Source organism: Cellulomonas wangsupingiae (assembly GCF_024508275.1).
Lineage (GTDB): Bacteria > Actinomycetota > Actinomycetes > Actinomycetales > Cellulomonadaceae > Cellulomonas > Cellulomonas wangsupingiae.
On sequence record NZ_CP101989.1, the window covers coordinates 3,410,511 to 3,429,959 of the forward strand.

Sequence of the window (19,449 nt, forward strand, 5' to 3'; positions counted from 1 at the left end):
GAGACGAGACTGGATTGACCTCTCACGCCCAAGGGAGGCGCGGGGGACGAGACTGGATTGACCTCTCACGCCCCCCGGGGGTGGGCGGGACGACTGGATTGACCTCTCGCGGCCCGGGGGGTGGGCCCGGGGGCTGGATTGACCTCTCACCCCCGGGGGGGCAGGGGGGTGGGGTGGCCCGGGGTGACGGTGACCTGCTGCCGGCGTGCCCCTCCGGCCTCGCGGACGTCGACGACGACGGCGCGGTCCGACTCCAGGACCGCGTGCACCACGCGTCCGTCCTGCCACCGCAGGTCCGCCAGGCGCAAGCCGCCGCGCAGCCGCAGGCCCCGGACGCGCCCGTCGGGCCAGGCGGCGGGCAGGGCGGGCAGCAGGTGGACCTCGCGCACACCGTCGGCGCCCTGGTGGTGCGCCTGCACGAGGGCCTCGGCGACGCCGGCCGTGAAACCGAGGTTCCCGTCGATCTGGAACGGCGGGTGCGCGCACAGCAGGGACCGGTAGACGCCGCCGCGCAGGTGCGCCGGCAGGTCCGTGCCGCGCGGGGCGGCACCCTCCGCGTCCACGGGGTGCAGGAACGCGTCGACCAGCGCCGCGACCCCGTCGGCGTCGCGCAGCCGCGCCCGCAGCGCGAGGCGCCACGCCAGCGACCACCCGGTGGACTCGGGTCCCCGCGCGTCGAGCGTGCGCGCGGCGGCGGCCGCGAGCGTCGGCGCGGTGTCGGGGTCGATCGACGTCCCGGGGAACACGCGGTACAGGTGCGACTGGTGGCGGTGGGCGGGCTCGGCGTCCGGGACGTCCGTGTGCCACTCCGCGAGCCGACCGTCGGGGCCGACGCGCTCGGTGGGCAGCCGCTCGAGCGCCCCCTCGACGGCGTCGCGCAGGTCGGCGTCGTGGTCGCCCACGACGGGGGTGAGGCGCCGCACGTGCTCGAGGAGGTCGCGCACCATCGCGAGGTCGGACGTGGTCGACACCGACACCGACGCGGCGCGCCCGTCGGGCAGCAGGTACTGGTTCTCGGGGCTCGTCGCCGGGGACGTGCCGAGGGTGCCGTCGGGCAGCTCGACGAGCATGTCGAGCGCCGCCAGCGCGGCACCGCGCACCACCGGCCAGTGCCGCCGCAGGGCGTCGTCGTCGCCCGTCCAGTCGCGGTGGTCCACGACGTGCCGCGCCAGCCACACGCCGCCGAGCGGCCAGGAGGACCAGCTCGCGGAGTCGTGCCCCTGGCCCGTCGGGCCCGTGAAGCACCACGGGTCGGAGTTGTGGTGCGCCACCCAGCCGCGCACGCCGTAGAACGTCCGGGCGGTGCCCTGCCCCGCGACGGCGAGCCGGTCCAGCCAGGCCAGGAGCGGCTCGTGGCACTCGGCCAGGTCGCCGACGAGCGTGGGCCAGTAGTTCATCTCGGTGTTGATGTTGATCGTGTAGTTCGAGCTCCACGGCGGGCGCACCCGCTCGTTCCAGATGCCCTGCAGGTTCAGCGGCAGGGTCCCCGGACGTGAGCCGGCGACGGTCAGGTAGCGACCGTGCTGGAAGGCCAGGGTCGCGAGGTGCGGGTCCGGCTCGCCGGCCGCGTGGCGCACCAGCCGGGCGTCGAGGGGCAGGTCGAGGGCGGCACCGAGGTCCAGGTCGACGCGGCCCATGAGCGCGGCGTGGTCGGCGACGTGCCGCCCGGTGATGCCGTCGACGTCCGCGACGGCGCGCGTCAGGGCCGCCCGCGCGTCGGCCGCGACCCGGGCACGGTCGCCGTGCAGGGTCCCGGTGGCGACGTCGTGGTCCGTGGCCGTCGTCAGGACGACGCGCAGCGCGCGGGCGCCGCGCACGTGCACGGCGCCGTCCGCGACCCGGACGGACGCGGCGTCCCCGTCGGCGAGCACCGCGAGCGCGACCGCCGCGTGCACGGCCGGGCCGCCGTACCGCACGGGGTCGGCCCCGCCCACCCAGTCGGGCAGCACGTGCGACGGCATGTCGAGGGTCGCCACCAGGACGCCGTCGGCGCCGGGCACGACCGAGGGCGCGTCCGCCCACGGGTGGGGCGTGGTGAGCCGGACGTCGGCGTCGACCGGGGCCGCGTCGGACGCGCGCACGAGCAGCAGCGCGCGGTCGGGGTGGCTGACCAGCACGTCCTGCCGCCACGGCGCGTCGTCCGCGGACCGCCACGTCGTCGTGACGACGCCGGTGGCCAGGTCCAGCGTGCGGCGGTAGCCCGACGCACCGCCCGCCGCGGGGTGGTCGAGCAGCACGTCGACCAGCGGCTGGTACGCCTGCACCCAGCCGCTCTGCAGGTGCGCGAGCTCGGCCTCGGCGGCCGGCGGGTCGCCCTCGTCGAGCAGGCGGCGCGCGCGGCGCACGACCCCCGGCGCACCGTCGTCCGGCAGCGGGCCGACGGGCCGGGGCGGGCCGTCGTGCGGGGCGCCGGACCAGCACGTGTCGTCGTTGACCTGCAGGCGCTCGCGGTCGGTGCCGCCGTGCACCATCGCGCCGATCCGGCCGTTGCCGACGGGGAAGGCGTCCGTCCAGGTGAGCGCGGGCTCGTCCAGCCGCAGGACGAGCGGTCCGCCGTGCGGGTCACCCACCTGCGCGTCGGCCCGGCCCTGGTCCACGTCGTCCACCACCCCCACACCCAACCACGGGTGGCAGGATCGGGCGGTGCACGTCGCCTTCTTCGAACCACGGATCCCCGGCAACACCGGCAACGCGATCCGGATGTGCGCCGGCACCGGCGCGACGCTGCACCTCGTCGAGCCGCTGGGCTTCGAGCTGTCCGAGGCGCGGCTGCGGCGTGCAGGGCTCGACTACCACGACCTCGCGCACGTCGTCGTCCACCCCGACCTCGACGCGCTGCTGACCGCGCTGCCGACGTCGCGCGTGCTGGCGTTCACGACGCAGGCGACGCGCCGGTACACGGACGTGGACTGGCGCGACGACGACGTCCTGCTGTTCGGCCCCGAGCCGACGGGGCTGCCGCCGACCGTGCTGGCGCACCCCCGCGTGACCGACTGCGTGCGCATCCCGATGCAGCCGGGCCGTCGCTCGATGAACCTGTCCAACGCCGCCGCCGTCGCGACGTACGAGGCGTGGCGGACGCTCGGCTTCCCCGGCGGCGCCTGACCGCCGCGCGGGACCCCGCCTGGCAGCATCAGGGGATGTTCACGACCCGGCCGGTCCTCACCGGCACCTTCGGCATGGTCGCGTCGACGCACTGGCTCGCCAGCGCCGTCGGCATGCGGACCCTGGAGGCCGGTGGCAACGCGTTCGACGCGGCGGCCGCGGCGGGGTTCACGCTGAGCGTCGTCGAGCCGCACCTCAACGGGCCGGGCGGTGACGCGCCGCTCATCGGGCACCGCGCCGCGGACGGGCACACGTTCGTGGTGTGCGGGCAGGGCGTCGTCCCGGCGCGGGCGACGACCGACGCGTACCGCGACCTGGGCGTCGAGGAGGTCCCGGGCACGGGGCACCTCGCCGCGGTGGTGCCGGGGGCCTTCGGGGCGTGGCTGGACCTGCTGGCCCGGTACGGCACGCTCCCGCTGGCGGACGTCCTGGCACCGGCCGTGGCCTACGCGCGCGACGGCCACCCGCTGGTCCCCGCCGCGGCGCGGACCGTCGCGGCCGTCGCCGACATGTTCCGCACCCACTGGCCGACGAGCGCCGAGGTGTACCTGCCGGGCGGTGCGGTCCCCGCTGCGGGGTCCCGCTTCACCAACCCGGCCCTGGCGGCCACCCTCGACCGGATCCTGGCGGAGGCGGCAGCGGCGGGGCCCGACCGGGAGGCGCAGATCGAGGCGGCCCGGCGCGCGTTCTACGAGGGGTTCGTCGCCGAGGCGGTCGACGCGTTCGTCGCCGACGTCCCCGTGATGGACGCGACGGGCCGGGCGCACACGGGCTTCCTGCGCGCCGACGACCTCGCCGCGTGGCGCGCGACCGAGGAGCCGACCGTCGCCGTGCCGTTCGCGGGCGTCGAGGTGCACAAGACCGGGCCGTGGGGCCAGGGGCCCGTGCTGCTGCAGCAGCTGCGGCTCCTGGAGGCGCTCGGCGTCGCGGACCTCGTGGCCGCCGCGCAGGGTGTTCCCGCCGGCGACGACGCGGTGGCCGAGCTGGTGCACGTCGTGGTGGAGGTCGCCAAGCTCGCGATGGCCGACCGCGACGCCTGGTACGGCGACAGCGCCGACGTCCCGCTCGACGCGCTGCTGTCCCCCGCGTACGCCGCCGAGCGCGCGCGCCTGGTCGGCCCCGTGGCCGACGGCGGTTTCCGCCCCGGCGCCCCGGACGGGCGGGAGCCGCGCCTGGCGCGTGCGCTGGTCGCGGCGCGTGCGGCCGCCGACGCCGGGGCGCCCGCGGGTCCGTCGGCGCTGGGCCTGGGCGAGCCGACGGTGTCACCCGTCGGGCTGAGCCCGGGCGACACCTGCCACGTGGACGTCGTCGACCGCTGGGGCAACCGGGTGTCGGCGACGCCGTCGGGCGGGTGGCTGCAGTCGAGCCCGGTGGTGCCGGGTCTCGGGTTCTCGCTGCCGACGCGCGCGCAGATGTGCTGGGTGGAGGACGGGCTGCCCGCGAGCCTGCTGCCGGGCAGGCGGCCGCGGACGACGCTGAGCCCGGGCCTCGTGCTCGGCGACGGGCACGGGTTCGCGTTCGGCACCCCCGGCGGCGACCAGCAGGACCAGTGGGTGGTGCCGTTCCTGCTGCGGCACCTCCTGGGCGGCCTGGACCTCCAGGCGGCGATCGACGCACCCGCGTGGCACTCGTCGCACGTGCACAACTCGTTCCACCCGCGCACGCACGCGCCGCGCGGGCTGGTCGCCGAGTCCCGCCTGGGGGCCGGGGTGCTCGCGGCGCTCGCGGCGCGCGGGCACGTCGTGCAGGACGCGGGGCCGTGGTCGCTGGGCCGCATCAGCGCGGCGGGCGTTGGGCCGAATGGGTGGTTGTGCGCGGCCGCGAACGCCCGCGGACGGCAGGGGTACGCCGCCGGGCGATGACGTCGCGACGTCCACGTGACACGGCCGTGACCTGCCCGTGACCTGCGACGCCGTCGTCACGGGCCCCGCATCGGAGCCCGGAGTGTGAACGCTCAACATCGGGACGAATCAGACATCGGATGTCTCGTCTTGTCACAGCCCTCTCCATGAGGGTTCTATGAGGATCTGACCGCTGCGACGATTCAGACATCGGAGCACAGCTAGCGTCGTGGACATGCCCTACGACGTCGTGGATGCGCATCTGCAGGTATGGGACCCGGAGTCCGTCCACTACCCGTGGATGTCGCAGGACCCCTCCCTCCTGCATCGCGCCTACCGAGTCCGCGACATCGGCGGAGCACTGGACGAGCACCACGTGGACGGCGTGGTGCTCGTCCAGTCCGCCGACAACCGGGCCGACAGCGAGCACCTGCTGTTCCAGGCGCTGTGCTCCCCCCACGTCCTGGGCGTCGTCGCCTGGGTGCCGCTCGACACGCCCGACGAGGCCGCCGGACAGCTCGACCAGTGGCGCGCCGAGCCCGTCGTGGGCGTCAGCCACCACGTGGACCGCGAGGACGACCAGCGCTGGCTGCTGCGCGACGGTGTCGACGAGGGCCTGACCCTGCTCACCGAGCGCCGCCTCGTCCTCGACGTGCCCGCCACGACGCCCGAGCTGCTCATGCACGTCGCGACGGTCGCGGACCGGCACCCCAAGCTCACGATCGTGCTGGACCACCTCGGCTCCCCGCCGCTGGCCGCCCTGCGCGCCGGCGACACCGCGACGTGGCACCGCTGGACGACCGCCCTCGAGGCCGCCGCGGAGGCACCGAACGTCGTCGCCAAGCTCGCCGGGCTCGGCCGCGCCGCCGGACCGGGCTGGACGGTCGACGACGTGCGGCCCGCGGTCGACCACGCGCTCGCCACGTTCGGCCCCGACCGCCTCATGGCCGGCAGCGACTGGCCCACCGCGCTCGACGCCCACGGGTCGTGGCACGAGGTGTGGGGAGGGCTGCGCGCGACGCTGTCCGGCCTGGACGCCGCCGCGGTCGCCCGCGTCATGGGACGGACCGCGGTCGAGACGTACGGCATCCCCCCGCTGGTCCCCGAGCACTGACCGCCGCCGGCCGACGCACCGCAGGACCCGGGCCACGACGACGAGGACGAGGACGTGTCACGCACCCAGGACGTCGTCGAGGACGTCCAGCGACTGATCCTCGAGGGCGGGCTGCAGCCGGGTGACCGCCTGCCGGCCGAGAAGGAGCTCGCCGCCGAGCTCGGCGTCTCCCGCGGCTCCCTGCGCGAGGGGGTGCGCGCCCTCGTCGTCCTCGGGATCCTCGAGGCGCGGCACGGTGACGGCACGTACGTCACCGACCTCGACCCCGCGACGTTGCTGGCTCCCCTGGCCTTCCTCGCCGACCTCCCCGGCGACCACGGCCCGCTGCACGCCGTGCGCGCCACGCTCGAGACGCAGGCGGCCGGGCTCGCCGCGCTGCACATGACCGACGGCCAGGTCGCACGCGCCCGGGCCGCGCTCGACGAGACCGCGCGGGCCCTGGTCGCGCCCCTGCCCGACGCCGGCCTGCTGGCCGCCGCGGACCTCGCGTTCCACCGGGCCGTGGCCGACGGGTCCGGCAACGCGGTGCTCGCCGCGCTCCTCGACGCGCTCGCCGGCGGTCACGCGCGGCGCCGCACCTGGGACGAGCTGCACGAGCTGGCCGGCTCCCGCACGTTCGAGGACCACGAGGCCGTGCTCGCGGCGATCACCGCGCGCGACCCCGACCGCGCGCGCCTGCGCATGGCCATGCACATGGTCGCGGTCGAGGACCTGCTCGCGACCACGAGCACCGACGGCCCGGCCCCCCGCCGCCGCAGCGCTGCCCGGGAGCCGGCCGCCGCACGCTGAGCGGGACCACGGCCGGTGCGGCGGTCAGCCTCCGTGCACGTCCGTCGGCGTGCCGCAGGCCGCGAGGACGAAGTCGTACAGGGCGCCCCGCAGCGCGTCGGAGGCGGCGACGTGGAACACCGGCTGCTCGACGCCGTCGACGACGGCCCGGATCCCCAGGACGGTGCCGCGCTTGTCCTCGGCGACCGCGTGCAGGTCGCAGCGCGCGGGCACGGCCGGCAGCACGAGCCGCCCGTCCGCCGGCGGTGCGGCCGAGTCGACCTGGATCTCCCACTGGCCGGTGGGGTCCGTCGACCGCAGCAGCGTCGTGCCGCGCACCGCCACGAGCTGCACGTGCGGGCCCCCGGGGACCGGCTCCACCAGGAGGGTCACGTCGGCGACGGACGTGCCGTCGACCTGCCGCACGGGCAGGTCCTCCGCGAGGCTCAGCCGCAGCCCCGCCGCGACGGCCGCCGCCGCGCAGTCCTCGCCGTGGATGCGCTGCAGGTCGTCGGTCTCGTCCGTGGGCGTGACGACCAGGGTCTGCGCCCGCCCGTGGACGTCGGTGACGTCGAGCTCCACCCGCGCCGGCGGGCCCTGCACCGCCTGCGGCGTGCACACCGCCGCACCGAGCGGGACACGCAGCCGCCGCATCCCGTCGGCCCCGATCTCCCGTCCCCGCTCCGCGACGGACGTCCCCTCGACGAGAGGCGTGACGAGGCGGGCCGCCTCGACGCGGAGGTCGTCCGGGCCGCTGTTGCGCACCTCGAGCGACACGGCGCGCGCCACCCGGTCGGTCCGCAGCTGCGCGACCTCGACCTCCACGTCGAACGCGGCGGGCGGCGGTGTGGACGGGCGGGCGTCGGCCGGGACGTCGCACGCGGCCACGGCGAGCACGCACCCCAGGGCGAGGGCCGCGCTGCTGCACGCCCGCCGCCCGCTGGTCACGCGACGAGCGTGGCACGCACGGTGGGTCGAGCGACAGACCCCCGGACCACCGGACGGCCGCGCCCGTACCGGTCAGTCGCGCGCGAGCGCCGCCGCGAGGAAGTCCAGCGACTCCCCGATGGCCGGCAGGCCGGGGACCGGGGGGATGTCGAGATGCCCGTGCAGCATGCCCGCGGCGACCATGACCCGCGTGGGGACGCCCGCGTCCTGCAGCTGCAGGACGAACACCTCGCCCGAGGGCCGCAGGTCGTCGACCTCGCTCAGCACGACCGTCGTCGGGGGCAGGCCCGCCACGTCACCGTTGCCGGGCATGGCGTCCGCGGGCACGCCGGACAGCCGACCCAGGTACGTGAGGGTCATGGGCAGCAGCGCGTCGGGCAGGAAGCGGATGCCCCGCGGGACGCGCCGCAGGTCGTCGACCTGCTCGTCGGGCAGGGCGGGCGACGGGAAGTGCATGCCCGGGTAGGCGAGCAGCAGGGCGTCGGGCGCGCGCGTGCCGCGGTCGCGGACCCGCACGGCCACGCCGCCCGTCAGCGCGGCCCCCGCCGACGCACCGCCGAGGCCGAGGCGCTCGACCCCGAGGGACGGCGCCGCGTCGACGAACCACGACCACGCCGCGTCGACGTCGTCGAGGGGCACCGGGTAGCCCGCGCCCGGGGTCGCCAGCCGGTACCCGACGGACGCGACGACGATCCCGTGGCGCGCGGCGAGCTCCGCGGACACGACGTGCGCCTCCGCCATGTCGAGGTCGCCGTACGCGAACCCGCCCCCGTGCGCCCAGAGCAGCCCCGCGCCCGACGCGGGACGGTCCACGGGTCGGTACAGCCGCACCGCGACCGGTCCGTGCGGTCCGTCGACGGCGAGGTCCTCGACCTTCACGTCCGGCAGGCGGTAGCCGGCACCGAGCGTGGTGAGCGCGGCGCCCCAGGTGTCCCAGTCGTGGACGGCGGGCAGCAGGTCGGCGAGCAGCGGGTGGATCGGCATGGTGGGTGATGCTCGCACGCCGGCGGCGTCCCGACGTAGGACGACGGGCCGCCGTCGCCCGTCCGGGCGACGCGGTCAGGCGGTGCGGGCGGGGGTCGAGGCGCGCAGCACGACCTCCGTGGGGACCGGGCGGACCCGCGGCTCGCCCTCGTGGTCCTCGAGCGCCAGCTCGGTCGCCAGCCGGCCCACGTCGACGAGCGGCACCCGCACCGTCGTCAGCGGCGGCACGACGTCACGCAGCGTGAGGATGTCGTCGAAGCCGGCGAGCGCGACGTCCTGCGGCACACGGACCCCCAGGTCGCGCGCGGCGGCGAGCGCCCCGAGCGCCATGACGTCGTTGACCGCGAACACGACGTCCACGTCGGCACCCACCGCGAGCAGCTCGCGCATCGCCGCCTCGCCGCCCTCGTGCGTGAAGTCGCCCGGCAGGACGTGGGCGGGGTCCACGGGCGCACCCAGCGCCGCGAACGCGTCGGTGAACGCGTCGCGGCGCTCACGCGCCGTCAGGTGCGTCGGCGGGCCCCCGAGCACGGCCGGGCGCCGGTAGCCGAGCCCGTGCAGCGCGCGTGCCAGGGCCGCGGCACCCGCGGCGTTCTCGACGACGACCGTGTCCACGCCCAGCACCGGCTGGCCCACGAGCGCGGCGGAGCCGCCGGCGGCCACGTAGTCCGCGAGCGCCGCGCGCATCGCGTCGTTCACCGCGTCGTCGTCGTGGCGGCCGCCGGCCACGACGACCGCCCGTGCGCGCTGCCGCTGCAGCAGCCGCACGAGCTCGACCTCGCGCTCCGGCTGGTGCTGCGTGCTGGTGAGCGTGACCTGGAGCGCGGCGGCGTCGGCGGCCCCGGTGACGCCCGCGGCGATGGACGAGAAGTACGGGTCGGTGATGTCGTGCACGACGAGGCCGACGGATGTCGTGCGCCCCCGCGCCATCGCCTGCGCGTTCGCGTCGGGCGTGTAGCGCAGCCGCTCCGCCGCGGCGAGCACGCGCTCGCGCAGGTCCGCACGGACCGTGCGGTTGGCGCTGCCGTTGATGGCGCGCGAGGCGGTCGCCAGGGAGACGCCCGCCTCCCGGGCGACGTCGCTCAAGGTCACGCTCGTGGGCATGCTCGAAGGCTAGGGCACGCGATGGCCGCCCCGGGGTCGGTTCGACATCGATATCGAACCGAGGACCGAAACACGTCGGTTCGGTCCCGTCACGCGGCGCACCGCCGGCTCACGGCCGGGCGCCCCCCGGGGTCGCCGTGGCACGGTCGCGGTCCACGGCGGGCGCGGGCGGGCGCGCGTAGGCGGTGCGGGGCAGTCCGTACGCCAGGTCGACGGCCGTCTCGAGCGCCTCGTCGAGGTCCAGGCGGTGCTCCACGACGAGACGCGCGAGGAAGCCCGCGTCGACCCGCCGCGACAGGTCGTGACGCGCCGGGATGGACAGGAAGGCCCGGGTGTCGTCGACGAAGCCGGTCGTGTTGGCGAAGCCCGCGGTGTCGGTGACGGCCTCACGGAACCGGCGCATGCCGTCCGGGGTGTCGAGGAACCACCACGGCGCGCCCAGGCGCACCGCCGGGTAGACGCCCGCCAGCGGCGCGAGCTCCCGGCTGAACGTGTCCTCGTCGAGCGTGAACAGGACCAGCCGCAGCTGCGGGTGGTGGCCGAACGCGTTGAGCAGCGGGCGCAGCGCGCGCACGTACTCGGTGGCGACGGGGATGTCGTAGCCGACGTCGTGACCCCGCTGCGCCAGCACGTGCGGGTCGTGGTCGCGCAGGGCACCGGGGTGCAGCTGCATGACCAGACCGTCCTGCGTCGACATGCGCGCCATCTCGAACAGCATGTGCGCGGAGAAGGCGCGGGCGGCGGCCGCGTCGACGTCACCGCGCAGCGCCGCCGCGAGCACGGCCGAGGCGTCCGCCTCGGACATCGGTGTCGTGTCCGCGAGCACGTGCCCGTGGTCGGTGGCACGCGCACCCGCCTCGACGAACGCCCAGCGGCGCGCCTCGAGCGCGTGCAGGAAGTCGCGGTACGACCCGATCGTGACGCCGGCGCGCTCGCCGAGCAGCTCGACGTCCTCGGCCCAGCCCGGCCGGTCCACGTGCAGCACCGCGTCCGGCCGGAAGGTCGGCACGATGCGCTCGCCCCAGCCGCGCGCGGCCAGGTCGGCGTGGTCGGCGAGGGTGGCGGAGGCGGGGTCGGTCGTCGCGATCGTCTCGATGCCGAAGCGGTCGAGCAGCGCCAGCGGCCGGAAGCCCGGCTCCGCCAGGCGGGCCGCGATCGTGTCGTAGGCGGCGTCGGCCGTCGCGGCGGACAGCCGCTCGGTGATCCCGAAGACCTCGACCAGCACGTGCTCCATCCAGAACCGGGTGGGGGTGCCGCGGAACAGGTGCCAGTGCGCGGCGAACGTGCGCCAGATCGCCCGCGGGTCGGTCTCCACGGCGCCGCCGTCGCGCCGGGCGACACCGAGCGCGTCGTGCGGGACGCCCTGGGACACGAGCATCCGCACCAGGTAGTGGTCCGGGACGACGAGCAGCGAGGCCGGGTCGCCGAACGCCTCGTCACGCGCGAGGACCCCCGCGTCGACGTGGCCGTGCATCGAGACGATCGGCAGGTCGCGCGTCGCCTCGAAGATCCGCCGCGCGACCGGACGCGTCTGCGGGTCGGCGGGCAGTGCGCGGTCGGGGTGCAGCGCCCAACGAGGAGCAGCGGCTGCGGGGTCGGGCATGGGGTCCTCCAGCGCCGGGCCGCGGTGGCGCTGCGGTGCGCCTCCGCGGTGCGGACGACGACGTCGCCCACCATGATGAATACGTTTGCAGGGCGACCCTGCCATCCGGTCCGCCTCCGCGCAAGGGCCCCTCCACCGTGCTTGCGCGCGCCGGGCGGGCGTGCTGAAATCGCATTCATCGCAGTGCCGGACGGACGAGGGCCGTCCGGGCGGACGCAGAGGCCGCGAGCGCCCCCCAGGCGCCCGGCCGCCACGCGGAGGAGCACCCATGGCCGTCACGCTGCGCGACGTCGCACGGGCCGCAGGCGTCTCCGCCGCCACCGCGTCGCGCGCGCTGTCCGCGCCGCACCTCGTGGCCCCCGAGCGCCGGGAGCTGGTCCGCCGCGTCGCACGCGACCTCGGCTACCAGCCCAACCGCGCCGCGCGCGAGCTCATCACCGGCCGCAGCGGGCACCTGTGCCTCGTCGTGCCGGACCTCGAGAACCCGTTCTTCTCGGCCGTCGCAAAGGCCGTGCAGGCCCGCGCCCGGACAGCGGGCCACGCGGTCGTGGTCGCCGACGCCGAGGAGGACCCGGTGCTCGAGGCCGAGCTCGTCGCGCAGCTCGGCGCGCAGGCGGACGGCGTGCTGCTGTGCTCCCCGCGCATGTCCGCCGACGACCTCGCGCAGGTGGCGTCCGTCGGGCGGCCCGTGCTGCTCGTCAACCGCGAGGGCGCGGGCCTGCCGTCCGTCGCCGTCGACAACCGCGACGGCGTGCGCCAGGCCGTCCGGCACCTGCACGCGCTCGGCCACCGCCGCGTCGCGTACGCCGGGGGGCCCGTCGGGTCCTGGTCCGACGCGCGGCGCCGCGACGGCCTGGCCGCGCTCGACCTCGACGTCGAGGTCCTGGACCTCGGCGCCCACGCCCCCGTGTTCGCCGGCGGTGTCGCGGCGGCCGACCTCGCGCTGGCGACCGGCGCCACCGCGGTCCTCACGCACAACGACCTCATGGCGCTCGGGGTGCTGGACCGGATGCGCACGCGCGGCGTGCGGGTCCCCGACGACGTGTCCGTCGTCGGGTTCGACGACGCCCCCGTCGCGACCCTCGTCACGCCGTCGCTCACGACCGTCGCGATGCCGCTCGCCCGGCTCGGCCGCACCGCCGTCGACCTGCTGCTCAGCCCGGGGGACGGCGACGTCCCCCACGTCGTCCTGCCCGTCGAGCTCGCCGTGCGCGCGTCGACGGCCCCCGCGCCCTCCCACCCCCCGGAGCCCCGATGACCCCGCCCCGCCTGTCCGCGTCGACCTGGGCGGAGCTCGCCGCGCGCGGCCTGCCCGACGGCGTCCGCGGGCCCGCCGTCGACCCCGCCGCCCTCACGGTCGGCCAGGTGCACCTCGGCATCGGCGCGTTCCACCGGGCCCACCAGGCGGTGTGCACCGAGGACGCCGCGGCGGCGACCGGCGAGACGCGCTGGGGCCTGCTCGGGGTGACGCAGCGCAGCCCGCGCGTCGCGGCGCAGCTCGGGCCGCAGGACGGGCTGTACGGCGTGCTCACGACGGCCCCCGACGCACCGTCGCTGCGCGTCGTGGGCTCGGTGCGCGACGTCGCGTTCCCGGGGACGGACACCGCCCGGGTGCTCGACGCCGTGGCGGCCGGCACCACGCACGTCGTCAGCCTGACGGTCACGGAGAAGGGCTACCGGCGCGCACCCGACGGCGGCCTCGACACCGCCGCGCCCGACGTGGCCGCCGACCTCGGTGCGGCGACGACGGAGCTCACCCGCGACGACGAGGCCGCGGCCCTGACACCGATCGGCATGCTCGTGCGCGGCCTCGTGCGCCGGTACCGCACGTCGCGCGCGCCGCTGACCGTCGTGTGCTGCGACAACCTCACGGACAACGGCACCGTGCTCGCCGGCCTGGTCGGGCAGGCGCTGGCCGCGCTGCCGGGGTCCGACGACGTGGCCGCGTGGGTCGGGTCGTCGGTGCGCTTCCCCTCGACGATGGTCGACCGGATCGTGCCGGCGACGACCGTGGCGCACCACGCCGAGGCCGCCGCGCTGCTCGGCCTGCACGACGAGGGCCTCGTCGTGGGCGAGCCGTTCTTCCAGTGGGTCGTCGAGGACGACTTCGCCGGCCCGCGCCCGGCGTGGGAGCGGGCGGGGGCGACGCTCACGCACGACGTCGCGCCGTTCGAGCGCGCCAAGCTGCGCGTGCTCAACGCGACGCACTCGACGCTGGCGTACCACGGCGCCCTGCGCGGCCACGCGACGATCGCCGAGGCCGTCGCCGACCCGGACCTCGAGGCCCTGGCACGGGCCCTCATGGACGAGGACGTGCTGCCGACGCTGCAGGCGCCCGACGGCATGGACCTGCGCGCGTACCGCGACGAGGTGCTGGAGCGGTTCGCCAACCCCCGCACGGGGCACACGACGGTGCAGGTGGCCATGGACGGCTCGCAGAAGCTGCCCGTGCGGCTGCTGGGGACGGTCGCCGACCGGCTCGCGGCGGGCGCGGTGCCGCACGCGGCGGCCGCCGCCGTCGCCGGGTGGGTCGCGTACGTCCGCGCGGCGTCGTCCGGGGACCTGGTGGTCGGGGGCCGCCGGGTCGTGCTGGACGACCCGCTGGCGGCCCGGCTCGCCGACGCGGTGGCGGGACCGGACGCGGTCGACCGGGTGCTCGCGCTGCGCGAGGTGTTCCCGGCAGCGGTCGCGGACTCCGTGGCCTTCCGTGACGCGGTGTCCGCCGCCCTGCGCGACCTGAGCCCTCTGCCCGCGGGCCGCTGAGGCCGGCTCCCACGACCGGATCGCTCTGTCACGCCCTCACGGGCGGGTGCGAGGGCGATCCGGTCCCTTGACGTGGGCGGGCGGCGTTCCGGTACAGTGTCGGAAAGCGCATTCCTAGTGCCGTCGGACAGCGGCACGACCCACCCGGCGACGACGCCGTCACCTACGGAGAGCACATGACCACCCGCACCCTGCGCATCGCCATGAACGGCATCACGGGCCGCATGGGCTACCGCCAGCACCTGCTGCGCTCGATCCTGCCGATCCGCGCGCAGGGCGGCGTCACGCTGCCGGACGGCACGCGCGTGCAGGTCGAGCCGGTGCTCGTCGGACGCAACGCCGACAAGGTGCGCGAGGTCGCCGCCGCGCACGACGTCGAGCACTGGACCACGGACCTGCAGGCGGCGATCCACGACCCGGCCACCGACGTCGTCTTCGACGCGTCGATGACCAGCCTGCGCGCCGCGACCCTCACCGAGGCCATGAAGGCCGGCAAGCACGTCTACACCGAGAAGCCGACGGCCGAGACGCTCGCCGAGGCGGTCGAGCTCGCGCGGCTGCGGGAGACGACGGGCGTCACCGCCGGCGTCGTGCACGACAAGCTCTACCTGCCGGGGCTGGTCAAGCTGCGCCGCCTCGTCGACGAGGGCTTCTTCGGCCGGATCCTGTCGCTGCGCGGCGAGTTCGGGTACTGGGTGTGGGAGGGCGACGTGCAGCCCGCGCAGCGCCCGTCCTGGAACTACCGGACGGCCGACGGCGGCGGCATGACCGTCGACATGTTCTGCCACTGGAACTACGTGCTCGAGGGGATCGTCGGGCGGGTGCGCACGGTGACGTCGCAGACCGCGACGCACATCCCCACCCGCTGGGACGAGCGGGGCGAGCCCTACGAGGCCACGGCCGACGACGCCGCGTACGGGATCTTCCAGCTCGAGACCCCCGACGGCGACCCGGTGGTCGCGCAGATCAACTCGTCGTGGGCCGTGCGCGTGCACCGCGACGAGCTCGTCGAGTTCCAGGTCGACGGGACGGCCGGGTCCGCCGTCGCCGGCCTGTTCCACTGCGTCGCCCAGCCGCGCTCGGCCACGCCGAAGCCCGTGTGGAACCCCGACCTGCCGACGACCGAGCGCTTCCGCGACCAGTGGCTCGAGGTCCCGGCCAACGCCGACCTCGACAACGGGTTCAAGGCGCAGTGGGAGGAGTTCCTCGTCGACGTCGCGCTGGGCCGCCCGCACCGGTTCGACCTGCTGTCCGCCGCGCGCGGCGTGCAGCTCGCGGAGCTGGGGCTGCGGTCCTCGGCCGAGGGCCGCCGGCTCGACGTCCCGGGGATCACGCTGTGAGCACTCCCGTCGCACCCGTGGGCGAGGCGGCGCCCGGGCGGCGCGCCGACCTCGCGCGGCTGTCGCTCAACACCGCGACGACCAGGCACCTGACGCTCCCCGAGGCGGTGGCCGCCGCCGCGGCCGCGGGCCTGTCGTCGATCGGCGTGTGGCGCGACCGTGTGCAGGAGGTCGGCGCCGACGTCGCGGCGAAGGTCGTCGCGGACCACGGGCTGCGCGTCTCCTCGCTGTGCCGCGGCGGCTTCCTCACCGCGGCCGACGACGACACCGCGCGCGCCGCCCTCGACGACAACCGCCTCGCGGTCCGCGAGGCGGCGACGCTCGGCACGCACGAGCTCGTCATGGTCGTGGGTGGCCTGCCGGCCGCGTCCCGCCCGGGCGGCCCGGCGCTCCCCTACCCCGCGGGCGCCCCGGCCGCCGACGGCCCCGACGACCCGGCCCGCGACGTCGTCGCGACCCGCCGGCGGGTCGCCGACCGCATCGCCGAGCTCGCGCCGTACGCGGCCGAGCACGGCGTGCGGCTCGTGCTGGAGCCGCTGCACCCGATGTTCGCGGCGGACCGCGCCGTGATCTCGACGCTCGGCCAGGCGCTCGACCTCGCGGCGCCGTTCGACCCCGCGGTCGTGGGCGTCGTCGTGGACACGTACCACGTGTGGTGGGATCCGGACCTGCAGGCGCAGATCGCCCGCGCGGGCGCCGAGGGCCGCCTCGCGGGCTACCAGGTGTGCGACTGGGTGCTGCCGCTGGCCGCCGAGCCGCTGAGCTCGCGGGGCCACGTCGGGGACGGGTACGTCGACTTCGCGACGATCACCCGCTGGGTCCGCGACGCGGGGTACACCGGCGACGTGGAGGTCGAGATCTTCCACGAGGACGTCTGGGCGGCGCCCGCCGCGCAGACGCTCGCGACGCTGGCGGAGCGGCACGTGCGTCACGTGCTGCCGCACCTCGGGGGCCCCTCGGTCGCGTGACGCAGGTCACATCGCGCGTTGCAAGGATTCAGCGGCGGAACCGAGCACCCGGGACCTGCGCCCCTGGTTCACTGCTCGTCGTGAACCCGACCCCCCGCCGCCTCCTGTCCGTCTCCGCCGTCGCCGTCGCGCTCGCCGCGACCCTCACCGGCTGCGGCTCCGTCCTCGACTCCGTGCTCGGGGACCAGCCCGAGGCCGCCCAGCGCGACGAGCCGGGCGGTGAGATCACCGCGTCGGCCGAGGCCGACGTGTTCAGCCTCCAGGTCGGCGACTGCCTCAACTACCTCGCGCTGTCCGAGGAGTCGACGGAGTTCTCCTCGCTCCCGACCGTCCCGTGCGCCGAGCAGCACGACGCCGAGATCTACGCCGAGACGAACCTCACGAAGGAGCAGTACGAGGCCGACCTCGCGCTCGCCGACGACACCGAGACCCCGACGCACGCCGACCAGTTCTGCTACGACGCGTTCTCCGGCTTCGTCGGCACGTCGTACGAGGAGTCGACGCTCGACTACACCTACCTGTCCCCCACGCCGGAGGGCTGGGCGGGCGGTGACGACGTCGTCCAGTGCCTCGTGCTGCACCTCGAGGGCGGGCTCACGGGGTCGATGCAGGGCACGGGCCTCTGACCCCTGGCGGCGCGCTGAGCCGCTCCAGCAGCACCTCCCGCGCCCCGGCGCCCGCGAGCGCGGCAGACGACCGCCGAGCGCGGTACTCGTTTCCCCCGCGCTCGGTGGTCGAGTACCGCGCTCGGCGGGGTGGGGTGGGTGGGTGGGTGGGTCAGAGGATGTTGCCGTGGTCGCGGAAGTCGCGCCACACGTTCTCGAAGAAGTCGTCGTCCTGCGGCAGCGGGCGGCGCGGGCGCCAGCGGAACACCGGGACGCCCGCGGGGTCGGCGCCGTCCCGCGGCACGACGGGCGCCCAGGTCGGGCCGTCGTCCGTGGCCGGGACGCCGCCGCCCGGGGCGACCCACGCGGTCTCCTGGACCTCGTCGTCGAGCGCCCCGCCGTCCAGGCGGAAGCGGTAGAGGTCCGGCAGGTCGAGCTCGCGCGCGGCGTCGGGCCCGTGCCCGACGAGCGGCAGGTCGCCGTCGGCGTCGGTGCACAGGACCGACCCGCGCGAGCGCCCGCCGTGCGCGACGTAGTCGGCCATCGCCGACAGGTACACGTACGCGCTGGTGAGGATGTCGCGGACGAGGAACGTGCGGTCGACCGCACGGCGTGACGCGGCGTCGGCGGTCACGAGGTCCTCGTAGCCCGTGAGCCACGCGTGCACCTGGTCGAGCGCCTCGCGGACCGACCGCGCGGACCGCACGGGCCCGGCCTTCTCGCTCATGAGCCGCTGCACGCCGCGCAGGAGGTCGCCGGTGTTGTCGGGCACGCCGGCGGCGGCCCGGGCCGTGGCGCGGGCGGTCAGGTCGAGCGCGGCGTCCAGCACGGGTGCGGCGGCCGCGGCGAACGTGCGCTCGTCCACGGGGTCGTCGTCGCGACGGGCCGCGATGTACTGCGCCGCGCGCGTGGCGCCCACCTGGCCGCTGTTGAGGGCGGCACCGCCGGGCCGGTACACGCCGTGCGCGCCGGCGGCCTCGCCCACGGGGAAGAGCCCGGCGACGTTCGACTGCCACCACGCGTCCACGACCAGGCCGCCGTTGTTGTGCTGCGCGCAGACGTCGACCTCGAGCAGGTCGGTCTCCAGGTCCACGCGGGGGTTGCGGTCCAGGTAGAACCGGTACGCGGGCTCGTTCATGCGGCGCAGCCGCTGGATCGGCGTCCCGGACAGGACGTCCGCGCGCTCCAGGTACGCGTACGCCTCGGGGCTCAGCGCGCTCGCGTCGAAGTCGTCGCGGACGGGGTTGCGACGGAAGTCGAGGAACACGCGCCGGCCACGCAGCACGGTCTCGCGGTGGACGAGCAGGTCGATCAGCGACGACCCGTCGCGGGCCTTGCGGATGTCGAACGGCCACTGGTAACCCTTGAGGAACACGAGGGTCGCCAGCCGCCCGTAGTCCGGCACCGCCTCGCTGAGGAACTCCCGCTCGTCGCCGCCGTCCGCGTCCGTCGAGACGAACCGGGGCACGACCTGCATGTACGTGCCCGAGACGTTCCACCGCGGCTTGGTCGAGGCCAGGCCGAACTGCCACTCGGTGAGGTTCTTGCCGTGCACGCCGGCGCGGTACGCCGCTCCCGACGCCCCCCACTGGCCGTGCGGGAACACGCGCGTGGCGTACATGCCCGCGGGTCCGCCGGTCGCGTACACGAGGTTGGTGCAGCGGAACAGCAGCCACGGGCACGCGGCGCCGTCGTGCGGGACGTCGGTGCGCAGGACGAGGAGGCCGACGACGCGACGCGCGCCCGGCCCGCCGGCCGGGTCCGGGGCCGTGACGACGTCGACGACGCGGCACCCGTCGAGGACCCGCGTGCCGTCCCGCCGCACCTTGGCCTCGAGCTTCTCGACCATGGTCCGGCTCGTGTACGGCCCGACGGACGTGGCGCGGCGGCGCGGGTCGTGGTCGGTCTTGTAGCCGATGAACTCCCCGAACCGGTTCTGCGGGAACGGCACCCCCAGGTCGACCAGGTGCAGGAACCCGCGGGCCGACAGCGCCGCCTCGGCCAGCGCGTTGTCGCCGTCCATCGCGCCGCCGTCGTACAGCGTCCGTGCCATCTCGTGCACGGAGTCGTCGTCGCCGCCGGACAGCGTGAGCTTGTAGTACGTCTGCTTGTCGGACCCGGCGTTGCGCGACGCGCCGGCGTGGATCTTGTCGGCCACCATGACGACGTCCCGGTGGCCGAGCTGCACGAGCCGGTCGGCGGCGCAGTACCCGGCCGACCCGGTCCCGACGACGACGGTGCGCGCGGTGACGACGGGCACGTCGTGGCCGCCGATGCGCAGGGTCCGCGGGTCGTGGGTCATCGCC

General features: G+C 76.2%; 15 protein-coding genes. 9 read left to right on the forward strand and 6 right to left on the reverse strand.

The window, feature by feature from the left end; translation table 11 throughout:
• Positions 1 to 146: 146 nt before the first annotated feature.
• Positions 147 to 2,609, reverse strand: coding sequence for a glycoside hydrolase family 95 protein (locus tag NP075_RS15770; RefSeq protein ID WP_227566088.1), 2,463 nt, complete (start codon positions 2,607 to 2,609; stop codon positions 147 to 149).
• Positions 2,610 to 2,643: 34 nt separating this feature from the next.
• On the opposite strand from NP075_RS15770, the gene NP075_RS15775 reads away from it, so the two are divergent.
• The 4 genes from NP075_RS15775 (at position 2,644) to NP075_RS15790 (ending at position 6,849) form a co-directional block, all read left to right on the forward strand.
• On the forward strand, positions 2,644 to 3,105 hold the full coding sequence (locus NP075_RS15775) for a tRNA (cytidine(34)-2'-O)-methyltransferase (RefSeq protein WP_227566086.1): 462 nt from the start codon (positions 2,644 to 2,646) through the stop codon (positions 3,103 to 3,105).
• Positions 3,106 to 3,140: 35 nt separating this feature from the next.
• Complete coding sequence (locus NP075_RS15780; protein ID WP_227566084.1) at positions 3,141 to 4,967, forward strand: gamma-glutamyltransferase family protein; 1,827 nt, start codon at positions 3,141 to 3,143, stop codon at positions 4,965 to 4,967.
• Positions 4,968 to 5,181: 214 nt separating this feature from the next.
• Positions 5,182 to 6,060 (forward strand): amidohydrolase family protein, encoded by an 879-nt coding sequence (locus NP075_RS15785; protein WP_227566083.1) that lies wholly within the window; start codon positions 5,182 to 5,184, stop codon positions 6,058 to 6,060.
• Positions 6,061 to 6,114: 54 nt separating this feature from the next.
• Positions 6,115 to 6,849, forward strand: coding sequence for a FadR/GntR family transcriptional regulator (locus NP075_RS15790; RefSeq protein WP_227566081.1), 735 nt, complete (start codon positions 6,115 to 6,117; stop codon positions 6,847 to 6,849).
• A 24-nt stretch (positions 6,850 to 6,873) separates the two neighbouring features.
• On the opposite strand, the gene NP075_RS15795 is transcribed toward NP075_RS15790, so the two are convergent.
• From NP075_RS15795 to uxaC, 4 genes are all read right to left on the reverse strand, one after another.
• Entirely contained in the window at positions 6,874 to 7,776 is a 903-nt protein-coding gene (locus NP075_RS15795; RefSeq protein WP_227566079.1) for a hypothetical protein, read from the reverse strand.
• Between the two features lie 72 nt (positions 7,777 to 7,848).
• Complete coding sequence (locus NP075_RS15800) at positions 7,849 to 8,760, reverse strand: alpha/beta hydrolase (RefSeq protein WP_227566077.1); 912 nt, start codon at positions 8,758 to 8,760, stop codon at positions 7,849 to 7,851.
• A 75-nt stretch (positions 8,761 to 8,835) separates the two neighbouring features.
• Positions 8,836 to 9,864: a LacI family DNA-binding transcriptional regulator gene (locus NP075_RS15805; RefSeq protein WP_227566076.1), complete on the reverse strand. Its 1,029-nt coding sequence runs from the start codon at positions 9,862 to 9,864 to the stop codon at positions 8,836 to 8,838.
• A 109-nt stretch (positions 9,865 to 9,973) separates the two neighbouring features.
• Entirely contained in the window at positions 9,974 to 11,467 is a 1,494-nt protein-coding gene (uxaC, locus tag NP075_RS15810) for a glucuronate isomerase (protein WP_227566074.1), read from the reverse strand.
• Between the two features lie 268 nt (positions 11,468 to 11,735).
• Between uxaC and NP075_RS15815 the strand changes: the two genes are divergently transcribed.
• From NP075_RS15815 to NP075_RS15835, 5 genes are all read left to right on the forward strand, one after another.
• The gene (locus NP075_RS15815; RefSeq protein ID WP_227566072.1) at positions 11,736 to 12,725 is read left to right on the forward strand and encodes a LacI family DNA-binding transcriptional regulator; all 990 of its coding nucleotides are present in this window, start codon (positions 11,736 to 11,738) and stop codon (positions 12,723 to 12,725) included.
• Positions 12,722 to 14,230, forward strand: coding sequence for a mannitol dehydrogenase family protein (locus tag NP075_RS15820; RefSeq protein WP_227566070.1), 1,509 nt, complete (start codon positions 12,722 to 12,724; stop codon positions 14,228 to 14,230). Before NP075_RS15815 ends, NP075_RS15820 begins: the two co-directional genes overlap by 4 nt.
• Before the next feature lie 176 nt (positions 14,231 to 14,406).
• The gene (locus tag NP075_RS15825; protein WP_227566069.1) at positions 14,407 to 15,570 is read left to right on the forward strand and encodes a Gfo/Idh/MocA family protein; all 1,164 of its coding nucleotides are present in this window, start codon (positions 14,407 to 14,409) and stop codon (positions 15,568 to 15,570) included.
• Positions 15,567 to 16,538: a sugar phosphate isomerase/epimerase family protein gene (locus tag NP075_RS15830; RefSeq protein ID WP_256791209.1), complete on the forward strand. Its 972-nt coding sequence runs from the start codon at positions 15,567 to 15,569 to the stop codon at positions 16,536 to 16,538. Before NP075_RS15825 ends, NP075_RS15830 begins: the two co-directional genes overlap by 4 nt.
• Before the next feature lie 80 nt (positions 16,539 to 16,618).
• Positions 16,619 to 17,164 carry a septum formation family protein gene (locus NP075_RS15835; RefSeq protein WP_227566066.1) on the forward strand — a complete coding sequence of 182 codons (546 nt, stop codon included), beginning with the start codon at positions 16,619 to 16,621 and terminating at the stop codon, positions 17,162 to 17,164.
• 151 nt (positions 17,165 to 17,315) lie between these two features.
• Here the strand turns inward: NP075_RS15835 and NP075_RS15840 are convergent, their stop codons facing one another.
• A complete protein-coding gene (locus tag NP075_RS15840; protein WP_227566063.1) occupies positions 17,316 to 19,445 on the reverse strand; it encodes an FAD-binding protein in 2,130 nt (709 codons plus the stop codon).
• Positions 19,446 to 19,449 lie beyond the last annotated feature (4 nt).

Coding starts and splice junctions, on each gene's coding strand:
- NP075_RS15780 (WP_227566084.1), top strand. CDS start 3,141: ATGTTCACGACCCGGCCGGTCCTCACCGGCACCTTCGGCATGGTCGCG.
- NP075_RS15785 (WP_227566083.1), top strand. CDS start 5,182: ATGCCCTACGACGTCGTGGATGCGCATCTGCAGGTATGGGACCCGGAG.
- NP075_RS15800 (WP_227566077.1), bottom strand. CDS start 8,760: ATGCCGATCCACCCGCTGCTCGCCGACCTGCTGCCCGCCGTCCACGAC.
- NP075_RS15805 (WP_227566076.1), bottom strand. CDS start 9,864: ATGCCCACGAGCGTGACCTTGAGCGACGTCGCCCGGGAGGCGGGCGTC.
- uxaC (WP_227566074.1), bottom strand. CDS start 11,467: ATGCCCGACCCCGCAGCCGCTGCTCCTCGTTGGGCGCTGCACCCCGAC.
- NP075_RS15815 (WP_227566072.1), top strand. CDS start 11,736: ATGGCCGTCACGCTGCGCGACGTCGCACGGGCCGCAGGCGTCTCCGCC.
- NP075_RS15820 (WP_227566070.1), top strand. CDS start 12,722: ATGACCCCGCCCCGCCTGTCCGCGTCGACCTGGGCGGAGCTCGCCGCG.
- NP075_RS15825 (WP_227566069.1), top strand. CDS start 14,407: ATGACCACCCGCACCCTGCGCATCGCCATGAACGGCATCACGGGCCGC.
- NP075_RS15840 (WP_227566063.1), bottom strand. CDS start 19,445: ATGACCCACGACCCGCGGACCCTGCGCATCGGCGGCCACGACGTGCCC.